The organism is Micromonospora sp. NPDC047557 (genome assembly GCF_043205095.1).
GTDB lineage: Bacteria > Actinomycetota > Actinomycetes > Mycobacteriales > Micromonosporaceae > Micromonospora.
The window spans coordinates 914,383-938,881 of sequence record NZ_JBIDDK010000001.1 but is presented as its reverse complement, the minus strand read 5'-3'; the positions used below and the strand labels follow the sequence as shown (position 1 = coordinate 938,881).

The following is a 24,499-nucleotide window of genomic DNA, read 5'->3' as shown; positions in this document are numbered from 1 at the left end:
AAGCAGGGGTTTTCAGGTGCCTACGGGTCGAGTGAAGTGGTACGACACGGCCAAGGGATACGGCTTCGTCACCAGTGACGAGGGCGGCGACGTGTTTCTGCCCAAGGGTGCTCTGCCGGCGGGCGTCACCGACCTCAAGGGTGGTCAGCGGGTCGACTTCAGCGTGGTGGACAGCCGCCGGGGCGCGCAGGCCATGGGCGTCAAGCTGCTGGACGCGCCGCCGTCGATGGCGGAGCTGCGACGTCGGCCGGCCGAGGAGCTGCACGGCCTCGTCGAAGACATGATCAAGGTGCTGGAGGCGAAGGTCCAGCCGGATCTGCGCCGGGGCCGGTACCCGGACAAGAAGACCGCGCAGAAGATCGCTCAGCTGGTCCACGCGGTGGCGCGCGAGCTGGAGGTCTGAGGCACCAGGCCGGCGGTGGCGGCGCGGTCGAGGAGCGCCGTCACCGCGGCGAAGCCGGCCTCGCCCAGGTCGGCGGTGAACTCGTTGACGTAGAGGCCGATGTGCCGGTCCACCACGTCGAGTTCCATCTCCTGGGCGTGCGCGAGCACGTACTCCCGGCTGGCCGCAGGATCCGCCCAGGCCTGCCGGACGGACTCGCGAATCCACTCGGCCGCTGCCACCGGGTCCACCGCGCCACGCCGGGCCAGGATCGCGCCGAGGGGGATGGGCAGCCCGGTGTCGGCCTCCCACCACTCGCCGAGGTCGACGAGCGCGGTCAGGCCGTGCCGGTGGTAGGTGAACCGGGCCTCGTGGATGACCAACCCAGCGTCGTAGCGACCAGCCGCGACGCCCGGCATGATCTCGTGGAACGGCACCAACTCGATCCGTGCCGGTGACTGCCCGGCCGACCAGAGCCGGAACAGCAGGTACGCGGTCGTCCGATCACCGGGCACCGCCACCGTGGCGCCGGTCAGGTCGGAGCGGTCGCCCCTGGTGAGAACCAGTGGCCCGCACCCGCGACCGAGCGCGCCCCCGCAGGGCAGCAGGTGGTAGTCGTCGAGCAGCCAGGGCAGCGCCGCGTAGCTCACCTTCACCAGGTCGAACGCACCCCGCTCGGCCGCCGTGTTGGTGACGTCCACGTCGGCGTACGTCACCTCGACCGGCGGCGCACCGGGCACCCGCCCGTGCACCAGGGCGTCGAAGACGAACGTGTCATTGGGGCAGGGCGAGATCGCCAGGGAGAGCGCCACGCCCTCACGTTAGCCCCGCCCCCGGCCAGCAGCCCGCGCACACCCCGCCCACTGTGATCCACGACGGACTAACCGGCCCGCCCGGCGCCGGCCTCGAGGCCCCCGGCATTCCGGCCCTCGGCGTCCGGCCCCCTGGCGTTCCGGCCCCCGACGTTCCGGCCCCGGCCTCCCGGCCTCCCGGCGGGCTCCGGCGGGGTGTCCGGTCAGGCTCGGCGGGGATGCTCCCGTTTAGCTCGGGCGGGGTGTCCGGTCGGGCTCGGGCGGGGGTGGGTGAGGTCACGTCACGCCCTGTAGAGCTGCCCCAGATATGGGGCGAGGTCAGCGCCCGCGGCGAGCTGTGGCGGCGGTGATACGGCCGTGAGCGGGCACCAGGGGCGATCTTGGTGGGCGGACGCCGGTCGTGGTGGCGAGACGGTGGCGGGCTGCGCACCACGGGCGTGAGCCGCCGCCCGATGAGCAGGCCGTGGCGGCGTGGTGGAGCGGTGACGATGCGCCGGCCGCAGCTCCGCGTCACCACCGACGTTCCTTCGCCGGTGGTTCCTCACCGCCGCCCCATTCATGGGGCAGCTCGACAGGGCCCGACGGAGGGGATACCCACAGCGGCGGTGACGTTGTCCACATGGTTATCCACAGGCGGAAGGAGGCCTGTTGACGGCGTTCGCCGGGCAGAAAACCATGAGTGGGTGGCAGCCGGAGGGGACGCGATCGATGTGGGCGCGGCGCTGCGTGATCTTCGTCGACGTGCCGATCTGAGCCAGCGGGAGTTGGCCGAGCGGTCCGGGGTCCCGAAGAGCACGCTGGCGCGGATCGAGGCCGGCCAGGGCGGCGGGCCAGCCTTTCGCACGGTGGCGCGGCTGGTCGCGGCCGCAGGGGGCGAGCTCGCGCTCCGCTTGCCCGGCGACGAGTTCTCCACCCCGGGAGGCGGGTTGCTGGGCATGCCGGTCGACGAGCCACGGGACGAGGCTGACCGCCGGTACCCCGCCCACCTCGACGTCCGCCGGGTCCGAACCCTCAAAGACTGGCCGGGCGCCTGGTGGGTGCACTCGTACACGCTCCCGGAGAGGTTGTGGCCGGTGAAGGTTCCGGAGTTGACCTACGACCTGGATCGGGCGCGGCGGGACAGGCGGCGGTGGCGGTCGGAGGCGCGAGCGCAGATGATCTTCCGGCGGGTATCCGACGGGCTGCCGGCCACGTCCTGGCGGTTCCTCGCCGAGGTGCCCGGCGGCGGGCCGGTCGGTGAGCTGCGGGCTCATGAGCGGAGCGTCGATCTGCTCCTCGGCGAGGATCTGGACGACCGGCGTGAGTTGGTGCTGGAAGGTGTGGTCGTTGCCCCGGGCCTGCGGGCACTTGGCGTCGGGCGGCGGCTGGTCGAGCTGTTGGCAGAGGAGATGACACGGGCCGGCATTCGCGCCGCCCACGCGGTCGCCGAGTTCGGCAACGTCGAGTTCCTTCTCGCCTGTGGGTTCGAGCTGCAGGCGAGCAGGCCGTCGGCGCTGATGCTCGAGGTGTGACGAGTGCCCGTGGTCAGCGCAGCGCCGGAGCTGCCGCGGTCAGCGCGGTGAGGGCCTCGCGCAGCCGCCACGCGTCGCGGTCACGGGGGCCGATGGGGTTGGAGATGGTGCGCAGCTCGACGAAGGGCACCCCGGCCTGCGCGGCGGCGACCGCGACCCCGTACCCCTCCATGGCCTCGGCGACCGCCTCCGGATGCCGGCGGCGCAGCTCATCGGTGCTGGCGGCGGTGCCGGTGACCGTGCTGACGGTGAGCACCGGGCCGGTCGTCGCCGACGGCAGGGCCTCCCGGAGTGCCGCGAGCAGACCCGGGTCCGCGGGCACCACGCTGCCTCCGCCGAGCAACGCGGGTGGCATGCCCAGCTCGTCGACACCGATGAAGCCGTCGGGTGACTCGGCGCCCAGGTCGGCGGCGATGCTGGCGGTGCCGAGCACCGTGTCGCCGACCGCGGCCCGCCCGGTGAAGCCGCCGGCCACGCCGGCGCTGACCACCGCGCGGTACGGGCGACCGGCCGCCTCGGCCAGGGCCAGCAGCCGTGCGGTGGCGGCACCCGCGACCGCCGGGCCCACCCCGATCGGGGCGACGGTGACGCGGGCGTCGGTCAGTCCGGCCCGTACGGCGTCCGCCTCGGCCGGCACCGCCGTCACCACCAGCAGGCCGGTCACGAGAGCGAGCCGGGGGACTCCCGGCGGGTCTCGTCGTCCGCTCCGCCGCCCGGGCCGCCGACCGCCGAGGAGGGGCGGTAGATGTGATAGCCCGGCGGCGCCAGCCCGGGCTCGTCGTGCTGCGGCGAGTTGGCCCGGGTGGGAGCCGGCGAGGTGGGGGCGACGTCCGCGGGCTCGGCCACCGGCTCGTCCTCTGCCGACTCGTCCTCAGCCAGTTCGTCGTCACCCAGCGGCCGGCCGGCGAGCTTCTCGGCGCGCAGCCGGGCGGCCACCACCACCCCCCGGACGGCGGCCAGGATGCCCACGCCGGCGGCGACCGCGATGCCGGTGCGGCCGTCGAACGGGACCAGTCCGAGCCCGCCGCCGACGACGAAGGCGAGCATCAGCACCGTCTCGGAGTGCGCGAAGGAACTGGCCCGCAGCCGCTCCGGGATGCGCTCCTGGATCGAGGCGTCCACGGCGAGTTTGGCCACCCCGCTGACCAGCGCGGTGACCAGACAGAGCAGGGCCACCATCGACAGCGAGAACTGGATGACGGCGAGCACCGCCACCCCCGCCACGATGATCATGCTGCTGGACTGGATGGCGGTCGGCCGGTGAATGCGCAACCGGGTGCCGACGGCGGTCGCCAGGAAGCTGCCGACGGCCAACGCGCCGCCGATCAGGCCCAGCGCCCACTCCGCGCCCAGGTCCCGGCCGAACACGCTGGTGGTCAGGTCACCCTTCTTGATGGCGAAGGCGAGGAACAGCAGCAGGAAGCCGTACACCGCACGCAGCGTCGCGGCGCCGATCAGGGTGGCGATCACCAACCGCCCGGCGGGTCTGCCCCGGCCCAGCGGCCGGTCTCCGCGGCGACCCAGCGCGCGCAGCGCGCGGGGGACCCGCTCCGGTGGCTCCGAATCGGCCTTCGGTGGCAGCCGCAGGGAGATCACCATGCCGATCAGGAAGATCACCGACGCGACGCGCAGCGGCCACTGCGGCCCGAACCAGAAGGCCGCCAACCCGATCGGCGCCACGAGCGCCCCCGCCACCGTGCCGTAGACGCTGGCCCGTGCGCCCACCTGGGAGAGGCCCAGCCCTTCCGGCAGCAGCCGGGGCACCGCCGCGGACCGTGCCACGCCGTAGGCACGCGACAGCGCGAGCACACCGAACGCGGCCGGATAGAGCCCGAAGCCGTGGATGTAGTCGGAGATCAGCCAGGCCAGGAACGCCCGGCCGAGCATGGTCGCGGCCAGGGCGTACCGCCGGCCGTGCCGGAAGTGGTCCAGCAACGGGCCCACCACGGGGGCGAGCATCGCGAACGGCACCATGGTCACCAGCAGGTAGAGCGCGACCTTGCTGCGGGCCTCGCCGAGCGGCACGTTGAAGAAGATCGTCCCGGCCAGGCCGATGGCGATAAGTGTGTCGCCCGCGCAGGAGACGGCGTGCAGATCGAACAGGCGAACCATGCCGACCTCACCGCCGGCGCCCCGCGTCCGGGCCCGACCGGCCCGGCGGGTCACCCAGCGGCCGCTGCCCACCGAACCACGCAGGAGCAGGCGGACCGCCCGAATGCCGGTGCCGACGGTCCGCCCGAGGACGGATCGCCCGGAGCGGGAGTACGGCGGCATGTGCACCATCCTCGCCCATCTGATCCAGGTACGCCGCACCACTGCGGTGAAAGGTTCCCCGGGAGTCCCTGTCACCTCTGCGCAGAGCATGGGGAACAATGGTCGGGTGACCAGGCCCGCCTCCACCCGTGCCGCCCGTCTCGACCAGGTCTGCGCCGCCGCCGTCGAGGTGGCCCGCGCTGGCATCACCGAGGTGGACGCCGACGATGTCGGCGACCACCTGCAGGTCGTGGCCGAGGGTGAACGGCTGGTCACCCACTACTTCGAATGCCGCCTCGCCGGCTACCGCGGCTGGCGGTGGGCGGTCACCGTCACCCGCGTTCCGCGCAGCCGCACGGTGACCATCTGCGAGACGGTGCTGCTGCCCGGCCCGGACGCGCTGCTCGCGCCCGGCTGGCTGCCCTGGCAGGAGCGGCTCAAGCCGGGTGACCTCGGCCCGGGTGATCTGCTGCCGACCTCTCCGGAGGACGAGCGGCTGGCCCCCGGTTATCTGCTCTCCGACGACCCGGCGGTCGAGGAGACGGCCTGGGAGTTGGGTCTCGGTCGGGCCCGGGTGCTCTCCCGGGAGGGTCGCGCCGACGCGGCGCAGCGCTGGTACGACGGCGACCACGGCCCCACGGCGGCCATCTCCGTCGCCGCCCCGGCCGCCGCCCGCTGCGGCACCTGCGGCTTCTACCTGCCGCTGGCCGGTGCGATGCGGCAGGCCTTCGGCGCGTGCGGCAACTTCTACGCCCCGGACGACGGCCGGGTGGTCAGCGCCGACCATGGTTGCGGCGCCCACTCCGAGACGCTGATCGAGGCCGCCGAGACCGCGGTGGAGGATCTTCCGACGGTGTACGACGACAGCGCGGTGGAGGCCATGTCGGTCAGCCGTGCCCCGGGTTCGGTGGAGGCAGCCGAGCCGGCGGAGCCGTACGGGCACCCCTGAGCGTTCGCTCCGGCGCGGCCGGGTGCCGTCAGCTCGCGCGGCGGCGGCGTCGGTTGGCGTCGTGACGCATCATCACGGCGAGGCCGGGGAACCCCCACAGGAAACCGGCCAGGCAGGTCCAGAGCCAGTTCTCGTGGTCGTGCTCGGTCAGCCAGCCCCGGAAGAAGACCAGCAGCACCAGCCCGACGACCGCCCATACGATCAGCCCGGCGACGGCGAACGGCACCATCGGTGGGTCCAGCGGCGCGGGACGCGGTGGCTGGTCGTTCGGCATCGGGCAAGCGTACGCGATCCGCTTCCCCTGCCCGTCGGTGATCTGGGACGATGCGCGCGACAACTGGAAGATCACCTGCGAGGACCTGATGGCAGTATTGCCGCCCGAGAACGGCACACCTCCCGACCCCGCTCACCCGCGTAACGGCTTCGACCGGTTCTTCGAGATCTCCGCCCGCGGCTCGACGTTGAGCCGTGAGGTACGCGGTGGCCTGGCGACCTTCTTCACGATGGCGTACATCGTGGTGCTCAATCCGTTGATCCTGGGCGGTGCCGTCGACGGTGACGGCAAGTCCCTCCCGATTCCGGCGCTGGCCGCGGCGACCGCGCTGGTCGCCGGCCTGATGACCATCCTGATGGGTGTGGTCGGCCGGTTCCCGCTGGCGCTCGCCGCCGGTCTGGGCGTCAACGCCCTGGTGGCGTACGAGATCGCCCCCGAGATGACCTGGGCCGACGCGATGGGCCTGGTGGTGATCGAGGGTGTGATCATCGCCGTGCTGGTGCTCACCGGCCTGCGTACCGCGGTGTTCCGCGCGGTGCCCACGCAGATGAAGACGGCGATCGGCGTCGGCATCGGCCTCTTCCTGACCATCATCGGTCTGGTGGACGCCGGCTTCGTCCGGCGGATCCCGGACGTCGCGAACACCACAGTGCCGGTCGGCCTGGGCATCGGCGGCAAGCTGGTGAGCTGGCCGCTGCTGGTCTTCGTGGTGGGCCTGCTGCTCACGTTGGTGCTCGTGGTGCGCCGGATCAAGGGCGCGATCCTGATCGGGATCCTGACCTCCACCGTGCTGGCGGTCATCGTCGAGGCGGTCGCCAACATCGGCCCGTCGTTCGTCGACGGGAAGCCCAACCCGAAGGGCTGGGCACTGAACGTGCCGGAGCTGCCCAAGACGGTGGTGGACGTGCCGGACCTGTCGCTGCTCGGCAAGTTCAACGTGCTCGACTCGTGGGGCCGGGCCGGCTGGGTGGTCGTGCTGATGTTCGTCTTCACCCTGTTGATCACGGACTTCTTCGACACCATGGGCACGATGGTGGCGGTCGGTCAGGAGGGTGGTCTGCTCGACGAGCGTGGCACCCCGCCGAAGGCCAAGGAGATCCTGCTTGTCGACTCGATCGCGGCGGCTGCCGGTGGTGCGGCCAGCACCTCCAGCAACACGTCGTACATCGAGAGTGCCGCCGGTGTCGGGGAGGGCGCCCGGACCGGCGTGGCCAGCCTGGTCACCGGCGTCCTCTTCCTGCTGGCGATGTTCCTGGCGCCGCTGGTGGTGATCGTGCCGTTCGAGGCGGCGTCGACGGCCCTGGTGGTGGTCGGTTTCCTGATGATGACCGCGGTACGGACGATCGACTGGTCCGACTACGAGATCGCGATTCCGGCGTTCCTCACCATCGTGCTGATGCCGTTCACCTACTCGATCTCCAACGGGATCGGCGCCGGTCTGATCACCTTCGTGGTGGTCAAGCTGGCGAAGGGTAAGGCCCGGGAGATCCACCCGCTGCTGTACGGGGTGGCCGCGCTCTTCGTGCTGTACTTCCTGCGCGGGCCCATCGAGTCGTTGGTCCTCTAACGCGTCGTCCGGGCGGGGAGTCGAGGGTGATTCCCCGCCCGGAACAGCACAAACATCCTCGTGAGCCTGGTCATAACGGATGTCGTTAGCCAGGCTCATTAGTTAAGCTAACTAACGTGACGGAGCGGACGGTGACGGCGGAACGCGTGCCACCGGCGCAGCTGGCTCCCCAGTTGCGAGATGCGATCACCCGACTCAACCGGCGGGTCCGACGGGCCCGGCCGGTCGGCGACCTCACGGTCACCCAGGTCTCTGCGCTCACCAGCCTGCGGCTGGCGGGCGCGATGACGCCCCGGGAACTGGCCGACGTCGAACGGGTGCAGCCACCGACGATGACCAAGATCGTCGCGAAGTTGGAGGACCGTGGCCTCGTGCAGCGGACCCCCCATCCGACCGACGGTCGGCAGGTCATCCTCGCGGCGACCGAAGGAGGGCAGGCCGTGCTCGACCAGTTCGAGCGGGCCCGCGACGAATGGCTGGCCCACCGGCTGGCCGCGCTCGACGAGGACGAACGGGAGACCCTGCACAGGGCCGCCGAGATTCTCCAGCAGCTCGCTCGCGCCTGAGCCCGCGCGCGCCACTTCCGGCCGTGCCGTCACCTGTCGATGACGCGTACGTCCTTAAGGAGGCGCACCGAGAGTGCAGGCCAAGCTGAGCACGATGTTCCAGTCCCTACAGGTCCGCAACTACCGGCTCTTCGCATCCGGGCAGCTGATCAAACTGATCGGCGTCTGGATGATGTTCATCGCCCAGGACTGGCTCGTCCTCGAGCTCTCCCACAACTCGGCCACCGCGCTCGGCGTGGTCACCGCGCTGCAGTTCACCCCGGTGCTGCTGCTCACGCTGCTCTCCGGCCGGCTCGCCGACCGCTACGACAAGCGGGTGCTGCTCTTCGCCGCCAACGCCTTCTGGACGGTGCTGGCGCTCGGTATGTCCCTGCTGGTGCTGACCGACCTGGTGCAGCTCTGGCACGTCTTCGCGTTCGCCGCCCTGCTCGGCACCGCCAACGCCGTGGAGACCCCGGTCCGCCAGGCGTTCGTCTCCGAACTGGTCGGCACGCCGCTGCTGCCCAACGCCCTGTCGCTGAACGCCGCCGTGTTCAACTCCGCCCGGATCGTCGGCCCGGCGGTCGCCGGCCTGGCCATCGCCGCCTTCGACGTGGGCCCGGTCTTCCTCTTCACCGCCGTCAGCTCCATCGCGCCGCTGGTCAACGTGGTCCGGATGCGCACGAGCGAATTGCACCGCGACGCGCTCCCACCGCGCGACGAGCGGGCGTCCGCGAAGGTCGTCGACGGGCTGCGGTACGTGTGGCGCCGGCCGGACCTGCTGCTGCCGATGGCGGTGATGTCGGTGATCGGCATGTCGCTGTTCAACTTCCAGCTCACCCTGGCCGCGCTGGCCAAGACGGTCTTCCACACCGGTGCCGCCTCCTTCGGCCTGTTCAGCACCGCGCTGGCCGTCGGCGCGCTGGGCGGGGCGCTCAGCGGCACCGGCCGGCGCAGCCGCCCGTCGGTCTGGCTGGTGCTCGGTGCCGCGATCGGCTGCGCCAGCTTCGGCACCCTGGTCGGCTTCGCGTCGACGTACTGGCTGGTCGTGGCACTGCTCGTGCCCACCGGCTTCTTCATGGTCTTCTTCGCCCAGGCCGCCAACCAGCGCGTCCAGCTCGGGGTGGACGCCGCCTTCCGGGGGCGGGTGATGGCCCTGTGGGTGCTGGTGTTCCTGGGCACCAACCCGGTCGGCGCACCGCTGATCGGCTGGGTCGCCGAGCGCTTCGGCGCCGGGGCGAGCATCTGGATGGGCGGGCTCATCTCGCTGGCCACCGCGCTGATCGCGCTCACCTGGCAACTGCGCCGCTCCGGTGCGCGACTGCGCTTCCGGGTGCTGCCCATGCCCCGCTTCTACGTCACCTCCACCGACTGCTGAACTGCGCGAAGGGCCCCCTTCCGACCGGAACGGGGCCCTTCGCGCACATTCGGAGAACACGGCGAAGTCCCGATCGGCGGATAGCGCGGATGCGGCCAAATCGCTGGCGAGGTGGCACGACGGGGCTTAGCGTCGATATGTGGGAGTCGAACGCGCGCTGATGCTTGCCCTGGCGTTCCTCGCCGTGGCCAGCCTCCCGGCGGCGTTCGCCCTGCTCTTCTGCGCCGACGAGATCATCGACCGGGTGGTCTGCGCCTGGTCCGAGTGGCGCGAGCGCCGGCGGGAGCGACGCACCATCGCGCGCCTCGACCGGGCCATCGAAGCCGACGCGCTGACCCGCGACATCGACCTCAGCGAGTTCGACCGCACCGACCGTCGCCCGTTGGAACAGCTCGCCGCCGACCTGCGTCGCCTCGGCGGTCAGCGGCTCGGCGGCACCGGCCGGTCGATGGTCTGGCACGGCGCGGTGGTCCAGGCGTACGACGACCGGCTCCGGCTGGCCTGCCGCGCCCTCGGGATCACCGAACACCTCACCGAGTTGACCGGTGTCGACCAGGAGATCGAACGGGTACGGGTGGAGGGCGTCCTGCACGCCGCCGGTCTGACCCTGCCGGCGGCCCGGGCCGGGCACCGGCAACGGCACCGCTGACCGGCGGGTCGGTGCGGCTCTTCGTCGCGGTCTACCCGCCCATCGAGGCGGTCACCCACCTCGGCGCACGGGTGGCCCGCCTGCGCGTCGCGGCGGCGGCCGCCGCGGGCGTCCGGGTCCGGCTCGCCGACCCGGTGAACCTGCACCTCACCCTGGCCTTCCTCGGTGACGTCGAGGCCACCCGGCTGGTCGAGGTGGAGAGTGCGCTCGGGCTCGCCGCGCAGTGGTTCCTCGACGGCCGGAACGCCTCGCCCCGGTTGAGTCTCGGCGGCGGCGGGGTGTTCGGCGACGGCCGGCGCACCGTGCTCTGGGTGGATGCTCGGGGCGACGTCGAGGCGCTGCACGTCCTGGCCGGGCTCATCCGGGATCGGCTTCGCCGCGCCGGGTTGCCGTACGACGACAGGCCGTTCCGGCCGCACCTGACCGTCGCCCGGCCCGGCGACCGAGTGGAGCCGGCTGCCGTCGACGCCGATCGGGCTGCCCTGGACGACTATCAGGGACCGGAGTGGTCGGCCGGCGAACTGGTGCTCGTCCGCAGTCGCCAAGACCCCGAGCCGCGCTACGAGCGGCTGGCCGCCTGGGCGCTGTGATGATCCATTCCGGATCGCCGATGTCGGGGCATCAACCGCACGGGATACCGCGACATCGGCGATCTCGGGAGTGGACCGGCACCCGTAGGCGGCGCCGTTCGCGGCCCGCAGACGGCACGCGTCAGGAGGACTCGCGGGCGGCCGGACCGCTGCCGAAGAGCACGTCGTCCCAGCTCGGCAGGCGCTTGCGCGGCTTGCCGTTGGCGTCGGTGGACTCGCCACCGGCCGCCGCGGCGGCCGTGCCGGTCCGGCGGGGCCGCAGCACCGCCAGCGACGGAACGGCCGGGACCTCCTTGGGCGCGTCCGAGTCGTCGTCGAACGCCGAGCCCTGGCCGCCGCCGAGCAGCGCGGCAGCGCCGCCGCCGACCGGCCGCTGCCGGGGCGCGTCCGACCCGGCCAGAGCAGCCGGGGTACGCGGCTCAAGGCCGCGACCCGACGAGCCGCCGAGCGGACGGTCAAGTGAAGCGAGCAGCGCGTCCCGGCCGGCCCGAATCGGATCCCGACCAGGGCGCGGGTGTTCGGACGCGGCCGGCAGCCCGTGCCCACCACGGCTCGGCTCGCCACGCGACGGACCAGGCAGGGCGTGCCCGCCCCGCTCCGGCGCCGGCTCCTGGCCGAGGATCGGCGTGGGCCGCTCGGCGCACAGGTACTGCGCCATGTCGTCGTGCGGGGTGACCACCTGCCGGGCCTTGTCCATGTCCCAGATGGCCTGCGCGGTGGCCTTGCCGGACGGCCAGGTGGCGATGATCCGCCAGGTGCCGTCGTCGCGCCGGTACGCGTCCCAGGAGATCTTCTCGGTGTCGATGCCGTGCTGGCTCAGTCGGCCGTTGACCACCTCGGCGAGCGGGGTCGGCTTCTCCGCGCCCTTGAGGCGGGTGCGACGGGCGTGCTGGGCGAGCATCGCCCGTTCCTGGAGCACCGGGCCGGCGTAGCGCAGCACGCGGTCGACCGGCACCCCGGCGATCCGGGCGACGTCCTCGGCGGACTCACCGGAGCGGATGCGGGCCTGGATGTCCCGGGGAGACAGTGAGGGAGTCGGGTCGACGGTGCTCGGTGCCACCGCGAGCGGCGGGGCACCCGGCTCGGGGTGCATCACGCCGGCGATGCGTTCGTCGATCGGCAGGGCGAGGAGTCGCCCGACCTCGTCGGCGAGCACCAGCGCCTGGCCGTCCTCGGAAAGGGCGACGAAGCGTACTGGGCGCATAGCGTTGCCTCCGTCCCGCTTCGCTGGCCGCACGCCACGAGTCGGCCACCCAGGCGTCTCGGACCACCGTACGCGCATCTGTCTCGGGGTGGGGGAAGCGACACCCCGCATGTCGCGACTGAGCTGCGGCGATGATCACGGTGGGTGTCCATCGGGGCCCCGACGGACACCCACCGTGACAATGCTCAGAGGCGCTCGACGACGTAGTCGATCGACGCGGTCAGCGCCTCGACGTCAGCCGGCTCGACGGCCGGGAACAGGGCCACCCGCAACTGGTTACGGCCGAGCTTGCGGTACGGCTCGGTGTCGACGATGCCGTTGGCGCGCAGCGCCTTGGCGATCGCGGTGGCGTCCACCCCGTCGGCGAAGTCGATGGTGGCGACCACGTTGGACCGCAGCGCCGGGTCGGTGACGAACGGGGTGGCCACCGTGGACCGCTCCGCCCAGCCGTACACGGTCGCGGCGCTCTCCGCCGTGCGCTTGGCCGCCCAGGTCAGACCGCCCTGCGCGTTCATCCAGTCGGTCTGCTCGGCCGCGAGGAAGATGGTGGCCAGCGCCGGGGTGTTGTACGTCTGCTCCAGCCGCGAGTTGTCGATCGCGGTCACCAGGTCCAGGAAGGCCGGGATGTAACGCCCCGACGCCTTGATCTCGGCGGCCCGGTCCAGCGCGGCCGGCGACATCAGGGCCAGCCAGAGACCGCCGTCGGAGCCGAAGCACTTCTGCGGCGCGAAGTAGTAGACGTCGGTCTCGCCGACGTTGACCTCCAGGCCGCCCGCGCCCGAGGTGGCGTCGACGAGGAGCAGCGACCCCTCGTCCGCACCGGCCACCCGGTTGATCGGCACGGCCACGCCGGTCGAAGTCTCGTTGTGCGGCGTCGCGTACACGTCCACGCCGGCCTCGGCGACCAGGGTCGGCGCACTGCCCGCCGCGGCCTTGCGAACGGTCGGCTCACCCAGGAACGGAGCGTCGGAGACCGACTTGGCGAACTTCGCGCCGAACTCGCCGAAGCTGGCGAACTGCGCACGGTCGCGGACGAGGCCGAAGGTGGCGACCTCCCAGAACGCTGTGGTGCCGCCGTTGCCGATCACGACCTCGTAGCCCTCGGGCAGCGAGAAGAACTCGGCGATGCCGGAGCGCAGTCGGGCCACCTGGTCGCGGACCGTCTTCTGCCGGTGCGACGTGCCCAGGTAGCTGGTCGCCACCTCGGCGAGCGCGGACACGGCCGCCGGACGGACCTTGGACGGGCCGCAGCCGAAACGTCCGTCGGCGGGCTTGATCTCGTCGGGAATCCGGATGATCGGTGCGTCAGCCACGGTACTGAAGATCCTTCCGCAAGGGCGAGGGCGGGCCCGGCGACACTGCCGGCCCTCATCCTTGCACCCGGGGCGGATGGCGACGGCCGGGGTCCCGACGGGCGGTCTGAGTCCTTCGACACATCGAGCGGCCCGCGAGGTCGGCCGCGGTCGAAAAAGGGCCCCCGCACCACGCCTCGCGGGCGGTGCGGGGGCCCTCCGGGCAGCTCAGATGCTGCGGGATGGGGCAGCTCAGACGCCGTGCGGGATGGCGGCCCAGCCCTCGACGTCGGACGGCTTGCGGGTGTTCGGGCCGACGTAGCGGGCGGACGGGCGGACCAGCCGCTGCAGACGCTTCTGCTCCAGGATGTGCGCGCTCCAGCCGCCCATCCGGGCGCAGGTGAACATCGAGGTGAACATGTGCGCCGGCACCTCGGCGAAGTCCAGCACCACGGCCGACCAGAACTCGACGTTGGTGGCCAGCACCCGGTCCGGGCGGCGGGCCTGAAGCTCGGCGAGGGCGGCCTTCTCCAGCGCCTCGGCGATCTCGAAGCGCGGCGCGCCCAGCTCCTTGGCGGTGCGCCGGAGCACGCGGGCGCGCGGGTCCTCGGCACGGTAGACCCGGTGGCCGAAGCCCATCAGCCGCTCGCCGCGGTCCAGGACACCCTTGACGTAGCCCTCCGCGTCGCCGCTGCGCTCCACGGCCTCCAGCATGCTGAGCACGCGGGACGGCGCGCCGCCGTGCAGCGGCCCGGAGAGAGCGCCGATGCCCGACGAGATGCAGGCCGCCGCGTCGGCGCCGGTGGAGGCGACGATGCGCGCGGTGAAGGTGGAGGCGTTCAGGCCGTGCTCGGCGGCCGAGATGAAGTACGCGTCGACGGCCTTGACATGCCGCGGGTCCGGCTCGCCCCGCCAGCGCTTCATGAACCGCTCGACGATTGTCTGCGCCTTGTCGATCTCCTTCTGCGGCACCGCCGGCAGGCCGAGGCCACGGGCGGACTGCGCGACGAAGGAGAGCGCGGTCACCGACACCCGGGCGAGGTCCTCACGGGCCTGCTCGTCGGAGATGTCCAACAGCTGGCTGAGCCCCCAGTACGGCGCCAGCATCGCGACCGCCGACTGCACGTCGACCCGGATGTCGCCGGAGTGCACCGGCACCGGGAACGGCTCCGCCGGCGGCAGGCCCGGCCCGAACCGGCCGTCGACCAGCAGCGCCCACACGTTGCCGAACGAGACCTGGCCGATCAGATCCTCGATGTCGACCCCGCGATAGCGCAGCGCGCCACCCTCGCGGTCGGGTTCGGCGATCTCGGTCTCGAAGGCTACGACGCCCTCCAGACCGGGTTTGAAATCGGCCATGTCGCTCTCCTGGATCTGGTCGGTGCGCCTGATCAGCTGAGCCGGCCGGTCGGCCGAGCGCCTTAGGCGACCCTCAGGGATGTGTTCGGAACATCTTGCCTGCTGCGTAACCGGATATGCGACCCGCTGCGACTGTGCTGCACACGACATCTGAGGACGCGCATTCTCCGCGCCACTCGGTGAGACTGGGCGATGCGGACTGGCCAGCGCCAAAGGGTGCATGTCGGGCCGCCGAGAAGGAGTGGGGACGTGACGGGCGACACACCCGCCCCGGCCGCGATGCGTAACGAGTACGCCGCGGACCTGGGCCTGACCGAAGCTGACCTGGCCGCAGACTGGCACCGCCAGTTCGACAGTTGGTTCGCCGACGCGGTGGCCTTCGGGCTGCCCGAGCCGAACGCGATGGTGGTGGGCACCGCCGACGCCGCCGGCCGGCCCAGCGGCCGGACGGTGCTGCTCAAGGGGTACGACCCCGAGGGCTTCGTCTTCTTCACCAACCACCTCTCGCGCAAGGGCGTCGAGGCGTCGGCCAACCCGTACGCCAGCCTGGTCTTTCCGTGGTTTCCCATGCAGCGGCAGGTGGTGGTCGCCGGGTCGATCGCCCCGGTCGATCCGGCGGTGACCGAGTCGTACTTCGCGAGTCGGCCACGCGGCTCGCAGTTGGGCGCCTGGGCCAGCCCGCAGTCCCAGGTGGTGCCGGACCGGGCCGCGCTGGAGGAGCGCTACCGGGAGGTGGCCGAGCGGTTCGCCGACGCGACGGTCATCCCGCCTCCGCCGCACTGGGGTGGTCTGCGCGTCCGGCCGGACTCGGTGGAGTTCTGGCAGGGGCGGGCGGGTCGGCTGCACGACCGCCTGCGGTTCCGTCGCGTCGACGGAAGCGACTGGATCGTCGAGCGGCTGGCGCCGTGACGGATGTGCAGGAGGCCCGGCCGCGCGGAGCGCGCCGCTGGGCGATCGACGTCCGTCCGCTGCGTGTTCCGGCGTACCGGCGGTTGTGGCTCGGCAACACCGTGGCGATGTTCGGCTTCGGGTTCACCGCCGTCGCGGTGCCGGTGGAGATGTACGCCCTGACCCGGGATTCGTTCTGGGTCGGTCTGCTGGGTGTGGCCGCCTTCGTACCCCTGCTGGTCTTCGGGCTCTGGGGTGGCGCGGTCGCGGACGCCCGCGACCGCCGTGCGGTGCTGCTCGGCGGCTCATTGTTGCTCTGGGCATCCACTCTCGGGTTGCTGGTCCAGGCACTGCTGAACGTGGGCAGCCCGGTGCTGTTGCTGGCGTTGATGGCGGTGCAGTCGGTGGCCTTCGCGATTACCTCGCCGGCCCGCAGCGCCATGCTGCCCCGGCTGGTGCCGGACGACCTCGTCCCGGCCGCCAGCACCCTGAACTACACGACCTTCACCGCCGCCTCGGTCGCCGGCCCGCTCGCCGCCGGTCTGATCCTCTCCGCCTCGTCGGACACGACAGTGGGGCTGCCGATCGCGTACGGGATGGACGCGGTGCTGTTCACCGCGATGCTCTGGGCAGCGCTGCGCCTGCCCTCGCTGCCGCCCGAGCCGACCGCCGACGGCCAGGCCCGGCGTGCCGGCCTGGTCAGTGTGATCGACGGATTCCGGTACCTCGCCACCACGCCGGTGCTGCTGCTCTCCTTCGGCGTGGACCTGATCGCGATGATCCTGGCCATGCCGAGGGCGCTGTTCCCGGAGATCGCCCAGGAGCGGTTCGGCGGGGGCGGCTCGGTCGGCCTGCTCTACAGCGCCATCGCGATCGGCTCCATGATCGGCGGGTTGACCTCCGGCTGGATCGGTCGACTCCGCCGGCAGGGGGTCGGCCTGGTGGTCGCGGTGGTCGGCTGGGGCCTGGCCATCGCCGCGGCCGGGTTGGCCCATCAGCTCTGGCTGATGGTCCTGCTGCTCGCCGTGGCCGGCGCCGCCGACCTGGTCAGCGCCGTACTGCGCCAGTCCATGCTGCTGGTGTACGCGCCGGATGAGATGCGCGGTCGGCTCCAGGGCGTCAACACGGTGGTGGTGGCCGGCGGTCCGCGCCTGGGTGACCTGCGGGCCGGCACCATGGCCGCCGGGTTCGGCGGCGGGGTGGCCTGGGTCGCCGGTGGGCTCGCCTCGGCGGTGCTCGTGGTGGTGCTCGCGGTCGCCTTCCCGGCGCTGCTGCGCTACCGGGCCACGACGGCGTCGAGCGGCGACCGGCCGTGACCGGTTAGGGTCGCCGACATGGAAAGCCCCGACCAGCGCCCCTTCTCCGGCGCACAGTGGACCATCGCCGCCGCGGGCCACGAGGCGGCCATCGTGGAGGTGGGCGGCGGGCTGCGGACGTACCGGCACGACGGTGTCGACCTGGTCGACGGGTACCGGACCGACGAGGTGTGCCCCGGCTGCGCCGGGCAGGTGCTCGCGCCCTGGCCGAACCGGATCCGCGACGGTCGCTACCCGTTCGCCGACCGGACGCACCAGCTCGCGCTGACCGAGCCGGAGCGGCACGTCGCCATCCACGGGCTGGTCAACTGGGTGCCGTGGCGGCTGCTGGAGCAGTCCGCGGATGCGGTGACGGTCGGCTACGACCTGCCGCCGCAGCCCGGCTACGAGTGGCCGCTGCGACTGGTCAGCCGGTGGAGCGTCGGCGCGGACGGTCTGCGCGCCGAGCACGAGGTGACCAACATCGGCACCGAGGTGGCCCCGTTCGGCTTCTCGGTGCACCCGTACCTGCAATTGCCGGGTGTCGCGGTGGACGACCTGGTCATGCGGCTGCCGGCGCGTACCCGGGTGCTGGTGGACGGTCGGCTGCTCCCGGTCGGGGCGACCCCGGTGGCCGGCACCGAGTACGACTGGACCAGCCCGCGTCGGATCGGCGGCGTGGAGTTGGACCTCTGCTTCGGCGAGGTGGTCCGGGACGCCGACGGCGGTTCCTCGGTGAGCCTGGCCGCGCCGGACTCCTCGTCCGGGGTGAGCATCTGGGCGGACGCGGAGTTCGGCTGGTGGCAGGTGTTCACCGGGGACGCGCTGACCGGCGAGCGGCACCGGCGTTCGGTGGCGATCGAGCCGATGACCTGCCCGCCGGACGCGTTCCGCTCGGGCAAGGACCTGCTCACGCTCAAGCCCGGCACGACCTGGCGGGGTGCCTGGGGCATCCGTCCCGGGGCCTGATGGAGTTCGCCGAGGTCGTCCGCCGTCGGCGGATGGTGCGCAACTACGACCCGGACCGTCAGGTCCCGCCCGACGTGGTGGATCGGCTGCTCGACCACGCCGTCCGCGCCCCGTCGGCCGGGTTCGCCCAGGGCTGGGGCTTCCTGGTGCTCGAGGAGCCGGCCGACCGGGAGCGGTTCTGGGCCGCCACCACGCCGGAGGGTGGCGGGCGGGAGCGCTGGCTGGCGGGGATGCGCAGGGCGCCGCTCATCGTGGTGCCGCACGCCAACGAGTCGGCCTACCTGCGGCGGTACGCGGAGCCGGACAAGGGTTGGACGGACCGGTCGACCGACCGCTGGCCGGTGCCCTACTGGTACGTGGACACCGGCTTCGCCGCGCTCCTGATGCTGCTCACCGCCGTGGACGAAGGGCTGGGGGCGTGCTTTTTCGGGATTCCGCCGCAGCGGCTGGGCGCGTACCGGGACGCGTTCGGCGTGCCGGAGGAGTACCACCCCATCGGTGCCGTCACAATCGGTTACCGCGCGCCGGACCATCGGTCACCATCGCTGCGCCGAGGGCGGCGCGAAATGGACGAGGTGGTGCGGCGCGGGCGGTGGAGTTGAGTGGCGCGTCCCGTTCGTCGGAGTTGAGGATCGGGCGAGCGGTAGCGAAACTGACATCAGGGAGCAGAACGTCGCGTGCACCGGACGGCTAGGCTGGCACGGTCATCGGTGCCGCGCCGCGCGGTGCCCGCCGCGGCCCGGCTCGGTGTCGTCGGTCGGCCCGGCCACGGGGAGGGGAGCGTGCCGTCGTGATCTTCAGAGCGGTCCGGGACGGGCGTCCCTATCCGGAGCACAACCTGACGCTCAAGCAGTGGGCGGAGATTCCGCCCCGTCCGCTGCGCCTGGACCAGTTGATCACCACCAAGCGCGAGCTGGCGCTCGACAAGCTCCTGGCCGAGGACTCGACCTTCTACGGCGACCTCTTTCCGCACGTGGTCCAGTGGAACGGTGGGCTCTACCTGGAGGACGGGCTGCACCGCGCCCTGCGTGCCGCCCTGCAACAGCGCAACCAGATCCATGCCCGCGTGCTGGTGCTCTCCGGGTCGATCGAGTGACCGGCCTGAGCTGAGGCTTCGTTAAGGTGACGGCATGACTGCCCTCGATCTGCTCGACCTGGACCCGTCGCTCAGCGAAGAGGAGCGGCAGATCCGCGACGTCGTCCGCCAGCTCGTCGACGAGCGGGTCCGCCCCCACGTCGCCGAGTGGTACGAGGAGGGTCGCGTCCCGGCCCGCGAGCTGGCCCGCGAGTTCGGCAAACTCGGCCTGCTCGGCATGCACCTGACCGGCTACGGCTGCGCCGGTGCCTCCGCCGTCGCGTACGGGCTGGCCTGCCAGGAGCTGGAGGCCGGTGACTCCGGGCTCCGCTCGTTGGTCTCGGTACAGGGCTCACTGGCGATGTACGCCATCTGGCGCTACGGCAGCGAGGAGCAGAAGCAGCGCTGGCTGCCGGCGATGGCGATCGGCGAGGCGATCGGCTGCTTCGGCCTCACCGAACCGGATCACGGCTCCGACCCGGCGTCCATGACCACCCGGGCCCGCCGCGACGGCGACGACTGGGTGCTGACCGGAGCCAAGATGTGGATCACCAACGCGCCGATCGCCGACGTGGCCGTCGTCTGGGCACGCACCGACGAGGGCGTCCGCGGTTTCGCCGTACCCATGGACACGTCAGGCGTCACGGCCCGCGAGATCGGCCGCAAGATGTCGCTGCGCGCGTCGGTGACCGGCGAGATCGTGCTCGACGACGTCCGGCTCCCCGCCGACGCCCAACTGCCCGAGGCGGTCGGGCTCAAGGCGCCGCTGAGCTGCCTGACCGAGGCCCGCTACGGCATCGTCTGGGGCTCGCTCGGCGCGGCACGGGACTGCCTGGAGACCGCCCTGGCGTACGCCACCAGCCGCACCCAGTTCGGTAGGCCGCTGGCCGGATTCCAACTCACCCAGGCCAAGCTCGCCGACATGGCAGTCGAACTGGTCAAGGGCCAACTGCTCGCGCTGCACCTCGGCCGGCTCGCCGACGACGGCCGGCTCCGCCCCGAGCAGGTCAGCGTGGGCAAGCTGAACAACGTGCGGGAGGCCCTGGCCATCGCCCGGCAGTGCCGCACCATCCTCGGCGCCAACGGCGTCTCCGGGGAGTACCCGGTGATGCGGCACGCGAACAACCTGGAGAGCGTGCTGACGTACGAGGGCACCTCCGAGATCCACCAGCTCGTCGTCGGGCAGCGGCTCACTGGGCTCTCCGCCTTCGCCTGACCTGCCCGTTTACGCATTCCGGCCGCTCGCCGAGCGGCTGTCGTACCGGGGCCGTACCGTCATTGACAGACGACGTGTCTGACGAGGACGGTGAGTGTGATGGCCCGCGACGCTGGCATCAACGAGCCCACGAGGGAGTTCCCCGGTTACCCGACCGGCGACGACCTCAAGGAGCGCTCGGCCGCGACACCCGACCCCACCACGGACACACCGGGCGGCACCGGCGGCCCCCCGAGCGGTGGGGTCGGCCCAGGCGGTGGGTCCGGTGGCGCGGCCCGTGGGCTGCTCCTGCTGCTCGGCGCCGCCGCGCTCGCCGTGGTGGTGCTGCTCGGCGTGCAGGCGACCGGCTTCCTGCCCGATTTCCGTAACCCGTTCGCCAAGGAGCAGACCGACCGCAGCCAGCCGCCGCTGCTGAAGTCGATCCAGGATCTCAGCCGCTACGTGGCCGCCGAGGGCAACTTCCAGGTCGTGGTCGACACTCAGAACGACCGGCGCAACGTCCCGGACTTCCTGCTCAACGAACGCACCCTGTTCGTCGGGGCCGGCAGCGTCGAGGCGTACGTCGACTTCACCAAGATCGGTGAGGGTGCGATCGTGCAGTCCGCCGACGGCAAGTCGGTCGAGATCAAGCTGCCCGCGCCGCAGCTCGGCGAGACCAACCTCGACATGGAGAAGAGCTACGTCTTCGCCGAGCAGCGCGGCCTGCTCAACCGGCTCGGCGACCTGGTCGGCAACGACCCCAACCGCCAGCAGCAGGTCTACCAACTGGCCGAGGATCGGATCACCGCCGCCGCTCGGGACAGCGGGCTCTCCGCCCGCGCCGAGGAGAACACCCGCAAGATGCTGGAGGGGCTGCTGCGCTCGCTGGGCTACCAGCAGGTCACGGTCACTTACACGGCCCCCTGACCTCGGCAAAGGGCGCCCCGTGGCGCTCTAACATCTCGACAGCGCCCGCCCTGACCATCATCGGAGCGGGCGCTGCCGTGTCTGCCGCGCCTTACGAGGTGCCGCGCTTGGCGGGCTGCCGTGCCTGGCGCGCTTGGCGGGCTGCCGCGCCGCCGAGCGGGTTGATCCACTCCGCATCGCCGGTGTTGGGGCATCACCGCGTCCTGAAAGCGCCACATCGCCGATGTGGAGTGGATCATCGGCAGGGTTGGGCTGTGCCGGGCGAGGTGCCCGCCAAGATCTGCACAACTTCAGGGATACTGCTGCCTCCGGCGTCCGTAAGGCAGCAGTATCCCTGAAGTTGCGGCCGGCTCGACCCGCTGCGGCCGGCCGGCGGAGAGGTGGGTCAGTGGCCGGTGGAGGCGAGGTAGCGGTCCTCGTTCGGCATGAGGATCCAGAGGATCAGGTAGACGATCACCTGGGTGCCGGGCAGCAGCAGTGACAGCAGGAACAGCAGCCGGACCATCCCGGCCGACATGCCGAACCGCTGACCAAGGCCGGCGCAGACACCGGCGAGCATGCGCCCCTCGCGGGGCCGAACCAGTTTGCGACTCATCGTCGTACTCCCACTCTGCGGCGGTGCGCCGCGTCTGCAATCCACGGTAGAAAGGGGTGGCGATCCCGCCCTCGGTCCCGAGGAGGATCGTCGACCCGTGGACCCGTAGGTACTTACCCGTGCGGCCCCGTCCGACGCCTCCGCGCCCGCCCTGCCCATCCGCCCCCGCGCCCCGCGCCCCGCGCCCCGCGCCAAGATCGTGCTCGATCCTGGATGTAGTGGCTTCCCGCCGCTCCCGAGGCCACTACAACAAGGTTCGAGCGCGATCATGCGGGCTGCGCGCGATGGCGGAGAGGTGGCCGGCAGCCGGCGGCCGGGTGGCCGCGCTGCCATGATCGGGCGGCCGCGTCGCGGTGCTCGGGTGAGGGGTGAGCTGGGCGGGTAGGCTCGCTGGTCGGGCACCCACACCCCGGGTGGCCGGCGGCCGCCCGACCGGGCGGCCACGAGCGGGGCTGCCGGACCGGCGGCCACGACCGGGCGGATCCCGTACGACGGGACGACGCCGAGGAAGCGCAGCCATGATCAGTGTTTTCGACCTCTTCAGCGTCGGCATCGGGCCGTCCAGCTCGCACACGGTCGGGCCGATGCGGGCCGCCCGTACGTTCGTGGCCGGGCTCAAGGCCGACGGGCTGCTCACCGAGACGGCGCGGGTGCAGGCCGAGCTGTTCGGTTCGCTGGGCGCGACTGGCCACGGGCACGGCAGCGACCGGGCGGTGCTGCTGGGGCTGGCCGGCGAGGCGCCGGAGACGGTCGACACCGACACCGTCGGTCCTCGGGTCGAGCGGATCCGTGCCGAGCGGCGGATCAGTCTGCTGGGTGCGCACGAGATCGACTTCGACCCGGACCGGGACCTGACACTGCACCGTCGCCGGTCGCTGCCGTACCACCCGAACGGGATGACCTTCGTGGCCTTCGACGCCGCCGGGGAGCAGGTCCGGGCGCGCAGCTACTACTCCGTCGGCGGTGGCTTCGTGGTGGACGAGGCGGCGGCGGGCGCGGACCGCATCAAGCCGGACAGCACGCGGGTGCGATACCCGTTCCTGACCGGGGCGCAGCTGCTGGAGGTCACCACCCGCACCGGGCTGTCGATCAGCGAGGTGATGCTCGCCAACGAGCGCTCGTGGCGCAGCGAGGCGGAGATCCGGGCCGGCCTGCTGGAGATCTGGCGGGTGATGCAGGAGTGCGTGCAGCGCGGCTGCGAGCGGGACGGCGTACTCCCTGGTGGGTTGAAGGTTCGGCGGCGCGCGGCGGAGCTGCGGCGCGGCCTGGAGGCGGACGCCGGGACGGCCGACCCGCTGCACGCGATGGACTGGGTCACGCTGTTCGCGCTCGCGGTCAACGAGGAGAACGCGGCGGGCGGCCGGGTGGTCACCGCGCCGACGAACGGCGCGGCGGGGATCATCCCGGCGGTGCTGCACTACTACGCCCGGTTCGTGCCGGGCGCCGATGACGACGGGGTGGTGCGGTTCCTGCTGGCGGCGGGCGCGATCGGCGTGCTGTTCAAGGAGAACGCGTCGATCTCCGGCGCGGAGGTCGGCTGTCAGGGTGAGGTCGGCTCGGCCTGCTCGATGGCGGCGGCGGGGTTGGCCGAGGTGCTCGGTGGCACTCCGGAACAGGTGGAGAACGCCGCCGAGATCGGGATGGAGCACAACCTCGGGTTGACCTGTGACCCGGTGGGTGGCCTGGTGCAGATCCCCTGCATCGAGCGGAACGCGGTGGCTAGCATCAAGGCGATCACGGCCGCCCGGTTGGCCCTGCGCGGCGACGGCGTGCACAAGGTGTCGCTGGACAAGGTCATCAAGACCATGCGGGAGACGGGCGCCGACATGAAGGTCAAGTACAAGGAGACGGCGCGGGGCGGTCTGGCCGTCAACGTGATCGAGTGCTGAACCCCGCCGATTCGGGGCATTCGTTCACCGACTGCTAACCTGGCGTCCGTTTTCAGGAGGCGGGAGGCTGCGGTGACCTCTGGCGTCGCGGCCCTGTGGTCGCACCGCAACTCGCTGCGCATCCTGGTCAGACGGGATCTGGCGGTCAAGTACCAGCAGTCGGTGCTGGGCTACTTCTGGTCGCTGATCGAGCCACTCGGCATGGGCGCCATCTACTGGTTCGTCTTCGGGGTGCTCTACTCCCGCGACACCGGTCGGCACCTCGGCGAGGCCGCCGGGTCGTACCCGTTGTTCCTGATCACCGGGATCTTCGCCTGGATGTGGGCCAGTTCGGCGTTGAGCGAGGCCACCAACGCGCTGACCGGCCAGTCCCGACTGATCACCACGATGAACGTGCCGCGGCAGGTGTTCCCGATCGGCCGGGTCACCGGTCGGTTCGCCGAGTACGCGGCCGGCCTGCCGATCCTGATCGCCATCGCGGTGATCTACGCGGCGCGCGGCAAGATCCACCCCGGCTGGTCGCTGCTCGCCCTGCCGCTCGCGGTGGCGGTGCAGGCGGTGCTGCTGATCGGGCTGGCCCTGCTGTTGTCCGCGTGGAACGTGCTGATGCGCGACGTGGAGCGGTTCCTGCGGCTGATCATCCGGGTGCTGTTCTACGCCACGCCGATCATCTATCCGCTCAGCCTGGTTCGGGAGTCCGGCCTGCCGGGCTGGCTGAAGGTGGTGTACGAGTTGAACCCGCTGGTCGGGATCTTCCAGCTGCACCACGCGATCTGGTACCCGGACGAGTTCCCGGACGCCCGGCTGCTGGCCACCACTGTCGTCGGCAGCCTGCTGGTGCTGGCCGCGGGCTGGTGGTCGTTCCGCCGGTTGGAGCCCGCCGTGCTCAAGGAACTCTGAC

At 71.9% G+C, this 24,499-nt stretch carries 25 protein-coding genes; 17 read left to right on the top strand and 8 right to left on the bottom strand.

Going from position 1 to position 24,499, the window contains the following annotated elements:
- The first annotated feature begins 16 nt into the window (after window positions 1–16).
- Window positions 17–403 (top strand): cold-shock protein, encoded by a 387-nt coding sequence (locus ACGGAQ_RS04340; protein WP_088986676.1) that lies wholly within the window; start codon window positions 17–19, stop codon window positions 401–403.
- Here the strand turns inward: ACGGAQ_RS04340 and ACGGAQ_RS04335 are convergent.
- Window positions 364–1,194 carry a 1,4-dihydroxy-6-naphthoate synthase gene (locus tag ACGGAQ_RS04335; protein ID WP_393044491.1) on the bottom strand — a complete coding sequence of 277 codons (831 nt, stop codon included), beginning with the start codon at window positions 1,192–1,194 and terminating at the stop codon, window positions 364–366. The genes ACGGAQ_RS04340 and ACGGAQ_RS04335 overlap by 40 nt on opposite strands.
- A 683-nt stretch (window positions 1,195–1,877) precedes the next feature.
- On the opposite strand from ACGGAQ_RS04335, the gene ACGGAQ_RS04330 reads away from it, so the two are divergent.
- Complete coding sequence (locus ACGGAQ_RS04330; protein ID WP_393044489.1) at window positions 1,878–2,705, top strand: GNAT family N-acetyltransferase; 828 nt, start codon at window positions 1,878–1,880, stop codon at window positions 2,703–2,705.
- A gap of 13 nt (window positions 2,706–2,718) precedes the next feature.
- Here the strand turns inward: ACGGAQ_RS04330 and ACGGAQ_RS04325 are convergent, their stop codons facing one another.
- Window positions 2,719–3,369, bottom strand: a complete 651-nt coding sequence (locus tag ACGGAQ_RS04325) for a futalosine hydrolase (RefSeq protein ID WP_393044487.1) — start codon at window positions 3,367–3,369, stop codon at window positions 2,719–2,721.
- Window positions 3,366–4,979 carry an MFS transporter gene (locus ACGGAQ_RS04320; RefSeq protein WP_393044485.1) on the bottom strand — a complete coding sequence of 538 codons (1,614 nt, stop codon included), beginning with the start codon at window positions 4,977–4,979 and terminating at the stop codon, window positions 3,366–3,368. The genes ACGGAQ_RS04325 and ACGGAQ_RS04320 overlap by 4 nt, the downstream gene beginning before the upstream one ends.
- On the opposite strand from ACGGAQ_RS04320, the gene ACGGAQ_RS04315 reads away from it, so the two are divergent.
- Window positions 4,978–5,907 (top strand): DUF3027 domain-containing protein, encoded by a 930-nt coding sequence (locus ACGGAQ_RS04315; protein ID WP_393044483.1) that lies wholly within the window; start codon window positions 4,978–4,980, stop codon window positions 5,905–5,907. The two genes, ACGGAQ_RS04320 and ACGGAQ_RS04315, sit on opposite strands and share 2 nt — an antisense overlap.
- Window positions 5,908–5,935: 28 nt before the next feature.
- Here the strand turns inward: ACGGAQ_RS04315 and ACGGAQ_RS04310 are convergent, their stop codons facing one another.
- Window positions 5,936–6,181, bottom strand: a complete 246-nt coding sequence (locus ACGGAQ_RS04310; RefSeq protein ID WP_393044481.1) for a DUF2530 domain-containing protein — start codon at window positions 6,179–6,181, stop codon at window positions 5,936–5,938.
- A gap of 88 nt (window positions 6,182–6,269) precedes the next feature.
- On the opposite strand from ACGGAQ_RS04310, the gene ACGGAQ_RS04305 reads away from it, so the two are divergent.
- The 5 genes from ACGGAQ_RS04305 to thpR all read left to right on the top strand — a co-directional run bounded on the left by ACGGAQ_RS04305 (window position 6,270) and on the right by thpR (window position 10,910).
- The gene (locus ACGGAQ_RS04305) at window positions 6,270–7,748 is read left to right on the top strand and encodes an NCS2 family permease (RefSeq protein WP_393045657.1); all 1,479 of its coding nucleotides are present in this window, start codon (window positions 6,270–6,272) and stop codon (window positions 7,746–7,748) included.
- A gap of 116 nt (window positions 7,749–7,864) precedes the next feature.
- The gene (locus ACGGAQ_RS04300) at window positions 7,865–8,314 is read left to right on the top strand and encodes a MarR family winged helix-turn-helix transcriptional regulator (protein WP_393044479.1); all 450 of its coding nucleotides are present in this window, start codon (window positions 7,865–7,867) and stop codon (window positions 8,312–8,314) included.
- 73 nt (window positions 8,315–8,387) lie between these two features.
- Entirely contained in the window at window positions 8,388–9,671 is a 1,284-nt protein-coding gene (locus ACGGAQ_RS04295; protein WP_393044477.1) for an MFS transporter, read from the top strand.
- A gap of 139 nt (window positions 9,672–9,810) precedes the next feature.
- Complete coding sequence (locus tag ACGGAQ_RS04290; RefSeq protein WP_354854804.1) at window positions 9,811–10,320, top strand: hypothetical protein; 510 nt, start codon at window positions 9,811–9,813, stop codon at window positions 10,318–10,320.
- Between the two features lie 11 nt (window positions 10,321–10,331).
- Window positions 10,332–10,910 carry an RNA 2',3'-cyclic phosphodiesterase gene (gene thpR, locus ACGGAQ_RS04285; protein ID WP_393044475.1) on the top strand — a complete coding sequence of 193 codons (579 nt, stop codon included), beginning with the start codon at window positions 10,332–10,334 and terminating at the stop codon, window positions 10,908–10,910.
- A gap of 121 nt (window positions 10,911–11,031) precedes the next feature.
- Here the strand turns inward: thpR and sepH are convergent, their stop codons facing one another.
- The 3 genes from sepH to ACGGAQ_RS04270 all read right to left on the bottom strand — a co-directional run bounded on the left by sepH (window position 11,032) and on the right by ACGGAQ_RS04270 (window position 14,765).
- On the bottom strand, window positions 11,032–12,114 hold the full coding sequence (sepH, locus tag ACGGAQ_RS04280; protein WP_355065543.1) for a septation protein SepH: 1,083 nt from the start codon (window positions 12,112–12,114) through the stop codon (window positions 11,032–11,034).
- A 185-nt stretch (window positions 12,115–12,299) separates the two neighbouring features.
- A complete protein-coding gene (serC, locus tag ACGGAQ_RS04275; RefSeq protein ID WP_393044472.1) occupies window positions 12,300–13,427 on the bottom strand; it encodes a phosphoserine transaminase in 1,128 nt (375 codons plus the stop codon).
- 231 nt (window positions 13,428–13,658) lie between these two features.
- Window positions 13,659–14,765, bottom strand: coding sequence for a citrate synthase 2 (locus tag ACGGAQ_RS04270; RefSeq protein ID WP_354862774.1), 1,107 nt, complete (start codon window positions 14,763–14,765; stop codon window positions 13,659–13,661).
- A gap of 192 nt (window positions 14,766–14,957) precedes the next feature.
- On the opposite strand from ACGGAQ_RS04270, the gene pdxH reads away from it, so the two are divergent.
- The 7 genes from pdxH to ACGGAQ_RS04235 all read left to right on the top strand — a co-directional run bounded on the left by pdxH (window position 14,958) and on the right by ACGGAQ_RS04235 (window position 21,114).
- Window positions 14,958–15,674, top strand: a complete 717-nt coding sequence (gene pdxH, locus ACGGAQ_RS04265) for a pyridoxamine 5'-phosphate oxidase (protein ID WP_393044470.1) — start codon at window positions 14,958–14,960, stop codon at window positions 15,672–15,674.
- A complete protein-coding gene (locus ACGGAQ_RS04260; protein ID WP_393044468.1) occupies window positions 15,671–16,969 on the top strand; it encodes an MFS transporter in 1,299 nt (432 codons plus the stop codon). Before pdxH ends, ACGGAQ_RS04260 begins: the two co-directional genes overlap by 4 nt.
- 18 nt (window positions 16,970–16,987) lie before the next feature.
- Window positions 16,988–17,917, top strand: coding sequence for an aldose 1-epimerase family protein (locus tag ACGGAQ_RS04255; RefSeq protein ID WP_393044466.1), 930 nt, complete (start codon window positions 16,988–16,990; stop codon window positions 17,915–17,917).
- Window positions 17,917–18,519: a nitroreductase family protein gene (locus ACGGAQ_RS04250; RefSeq protein WP_393044464.1), complete on the top strand. Its 603-nt coding sequence runs from the start codon at window positions 17,917–17,919 to the stop codon at window positions 18,517–18,519. Before ACGGAQ_RS04255 ends, ACGGAQ_RS04250 begins: the two co-directional genes overlap by 1 nt.
- Before the next feature lie 188 nt (window positions 18,520–18,707).
- A complete protein-coding gene (locus ACGGAQ_RS04245) occupies window positions 18,708–19,013 on the top strand; it encodes a type II toxin-antitoxin system VapB family antitoxin (RefSeq protein WP_357004262.1) in 306 nt (101 codons plus the stop codon).
- A 34-nt stretch (window positions 19,014–19,047) separates the two neighbouring features.
- Complete coding sequence (locus ACGGAQ_RS04240) at window positions 19,048–20,208, top strand: acyl-CoA dehydrogenase family protein (protein WP_393044461.1); 1,161 nt, start codon at window positions 19,048–19,050, stop codon at window positions 20,206–20,208.
- Window positions 20,209–20,307: 99 nt separating this feature from the next.
- Window positions 20,308–21,114 (top strand): DUF4230 domain-containing protein, encoded by an 807-nt coding sequence (locus ACGGAQ_RS04235; protein WP_393044459.1) that lies wholly within the window; start codon window positions 20,308–20,310, stop codon window positions 21,112–21,114.
- Between the two features lie 385 nt (window positions 21,115–21,499).
- Here the strand turns inward: ACGGAQ_RS04235 and ACGGAQ_RS04230 are convergent, their stop codons facing one another.
- A complete protein-coding gene (locus ACGGAQ_RS04230; RefSeq protein WP_393044457.1) occupies window positions 21,500–21,709 on the bottom strand; it encodes a PspC domain-containing protein in 210 nt (69 codons plus the stop codon).
- 518 nt (window positions 21,710–22,227) lie between these two features.
- Here ACGGAQ_RS04230 and ACGGAQ_RS04225 point away from each other — a divergent pair.
- Together ACGGAQ_RS04225 and ACGGAQ_RS04220 are read left to right on the top strand one after the other, a co-directional pair.
- Entirely contained in the window at window positions 22,228–23,598 is a 1,371-nt protein-coding gene (locus ACGGAQ_RS04225; protein ID WP_393044455.1) for an L-serine ammonia-lyase, read from the top strand.
- A 72-nt stretch (window positions 23,599–23,670) separates the two neighbouring features.
- Window positions 23,671–24,498 (top strand): ABC transporter permease, encoded by an 828-nt coding sequence (locus tag ACGGAQ_RS04220; RefSeq protein ID WP_393044453.1) that lies wholly within the window; start codon window positions 23,671–23,673, stop codon window positions 24,496–24,498.
- Window position 24,499: the final 1 nt, after the last annotated feature.

What these genes read in the sequence shown, in the direction of transcription:
- ACGGAQ_RS04250 (WP_393044464.1), top strand. Translation starts at nt 17,917, where the DNA reads ATGGAGTTCGCCGAGGTCGTCCGCCGTCGGCGGATGGTGCGCAACTAC.
- sepH (WP_355065543.1), bottom strand. Translation starts at nt 12,114, where the DNA reads ATGCGCCCAGTACGCTTCGTCGCCCTTTCCGAGGACGGCCAGGCGCTG.
- ACGGAQ_RS04235 (WP_393044459.1), top strand. Translation starts at nt 20,308, where the DNA reads ATGGCCCGCGACGCTGGCATCAACGAGCCCACGAGGGAGTTCCCCGGT.
- ACGGAQ_RS04230 (WP_393044457.1), bottom strand. Translation starts at nt 21,709, where the DNA reads ATGAGTCGCAAACTGGTTCGGCCCCGCGAGGGGCGCATGCTCGCCGGT.
- ACGGAQ_RS04240 (WP_393044461.1), top strand. Translation starts at nt 19,048, where the DNA reads ATGACTGCCCTCGATCTGCTCGACCTGGACCCGTCGCTCAGCGAAGAG.
- ACGGAQ_RS04320 (WP_393044485.1), bottom strand. Translation starts at nt 4,979, where the DNA reads ATGCCGCCGTACTCCCGCTCCGGGCGATCCGTCCTCGGGCGGACCGTC.
- ACGGAQ_RS04255 (WP_393044466.1), top strand. Translation starts at nt 16,988, where the DNA reads ATGGAAAGCCCCGACCAGCGCCCCTTCTCCGGCGCACAGTGGACCATC.
- ACGGAQ_RS04270 (WP_354862774.1), bottom strand. Translation starts at nt 14,765, where the DNA reads ATGGCCGATTTCAAACCCGGTCTGGAGGGCGTCGTAGCCTTCGAGACC.
- ACGGAQ_RS04310 (WP_393044481.1), bottom strand. Translation starts at nt 6,181, where the DNA reads ATGCCGAACGACCAGCCACCGCGTCCCGCGCCGCTGGACCCACCGATG.
- ACGGAQ_RS04305 (WP_393045657.1), top strand. Translation starts at nt 6,270, where the DNA reads ATGGCAGTATTGCCGCCCGAGAACGGCACACCTCCCGACCCCGCTCAC.
- pdxH (WP_393044470.1), top strand. Translation starts at nt 14,958, where the DNA reads ATGCGGACTGGCCAGCGCCAAAGGGTGCATGTCGGGCCGCCGAGAAGG.
- ACGGAQ_RS04315 (WP_393044483.1), top strand. Translation starts at nt 4,978, where the DNA reads ATGTGCACCATCCTCGCCCATCTGATCCAGGTACGCCGCACCACTGCG.
- ACGGAQ_RS04225 (WP_393044455.1), top strand. Translation starts at nt 22,228, where the DNA reads ATGATCAGTGTTTTCGACCTCTTCAGCGTCGGCATCGGGCCGTCCAGC.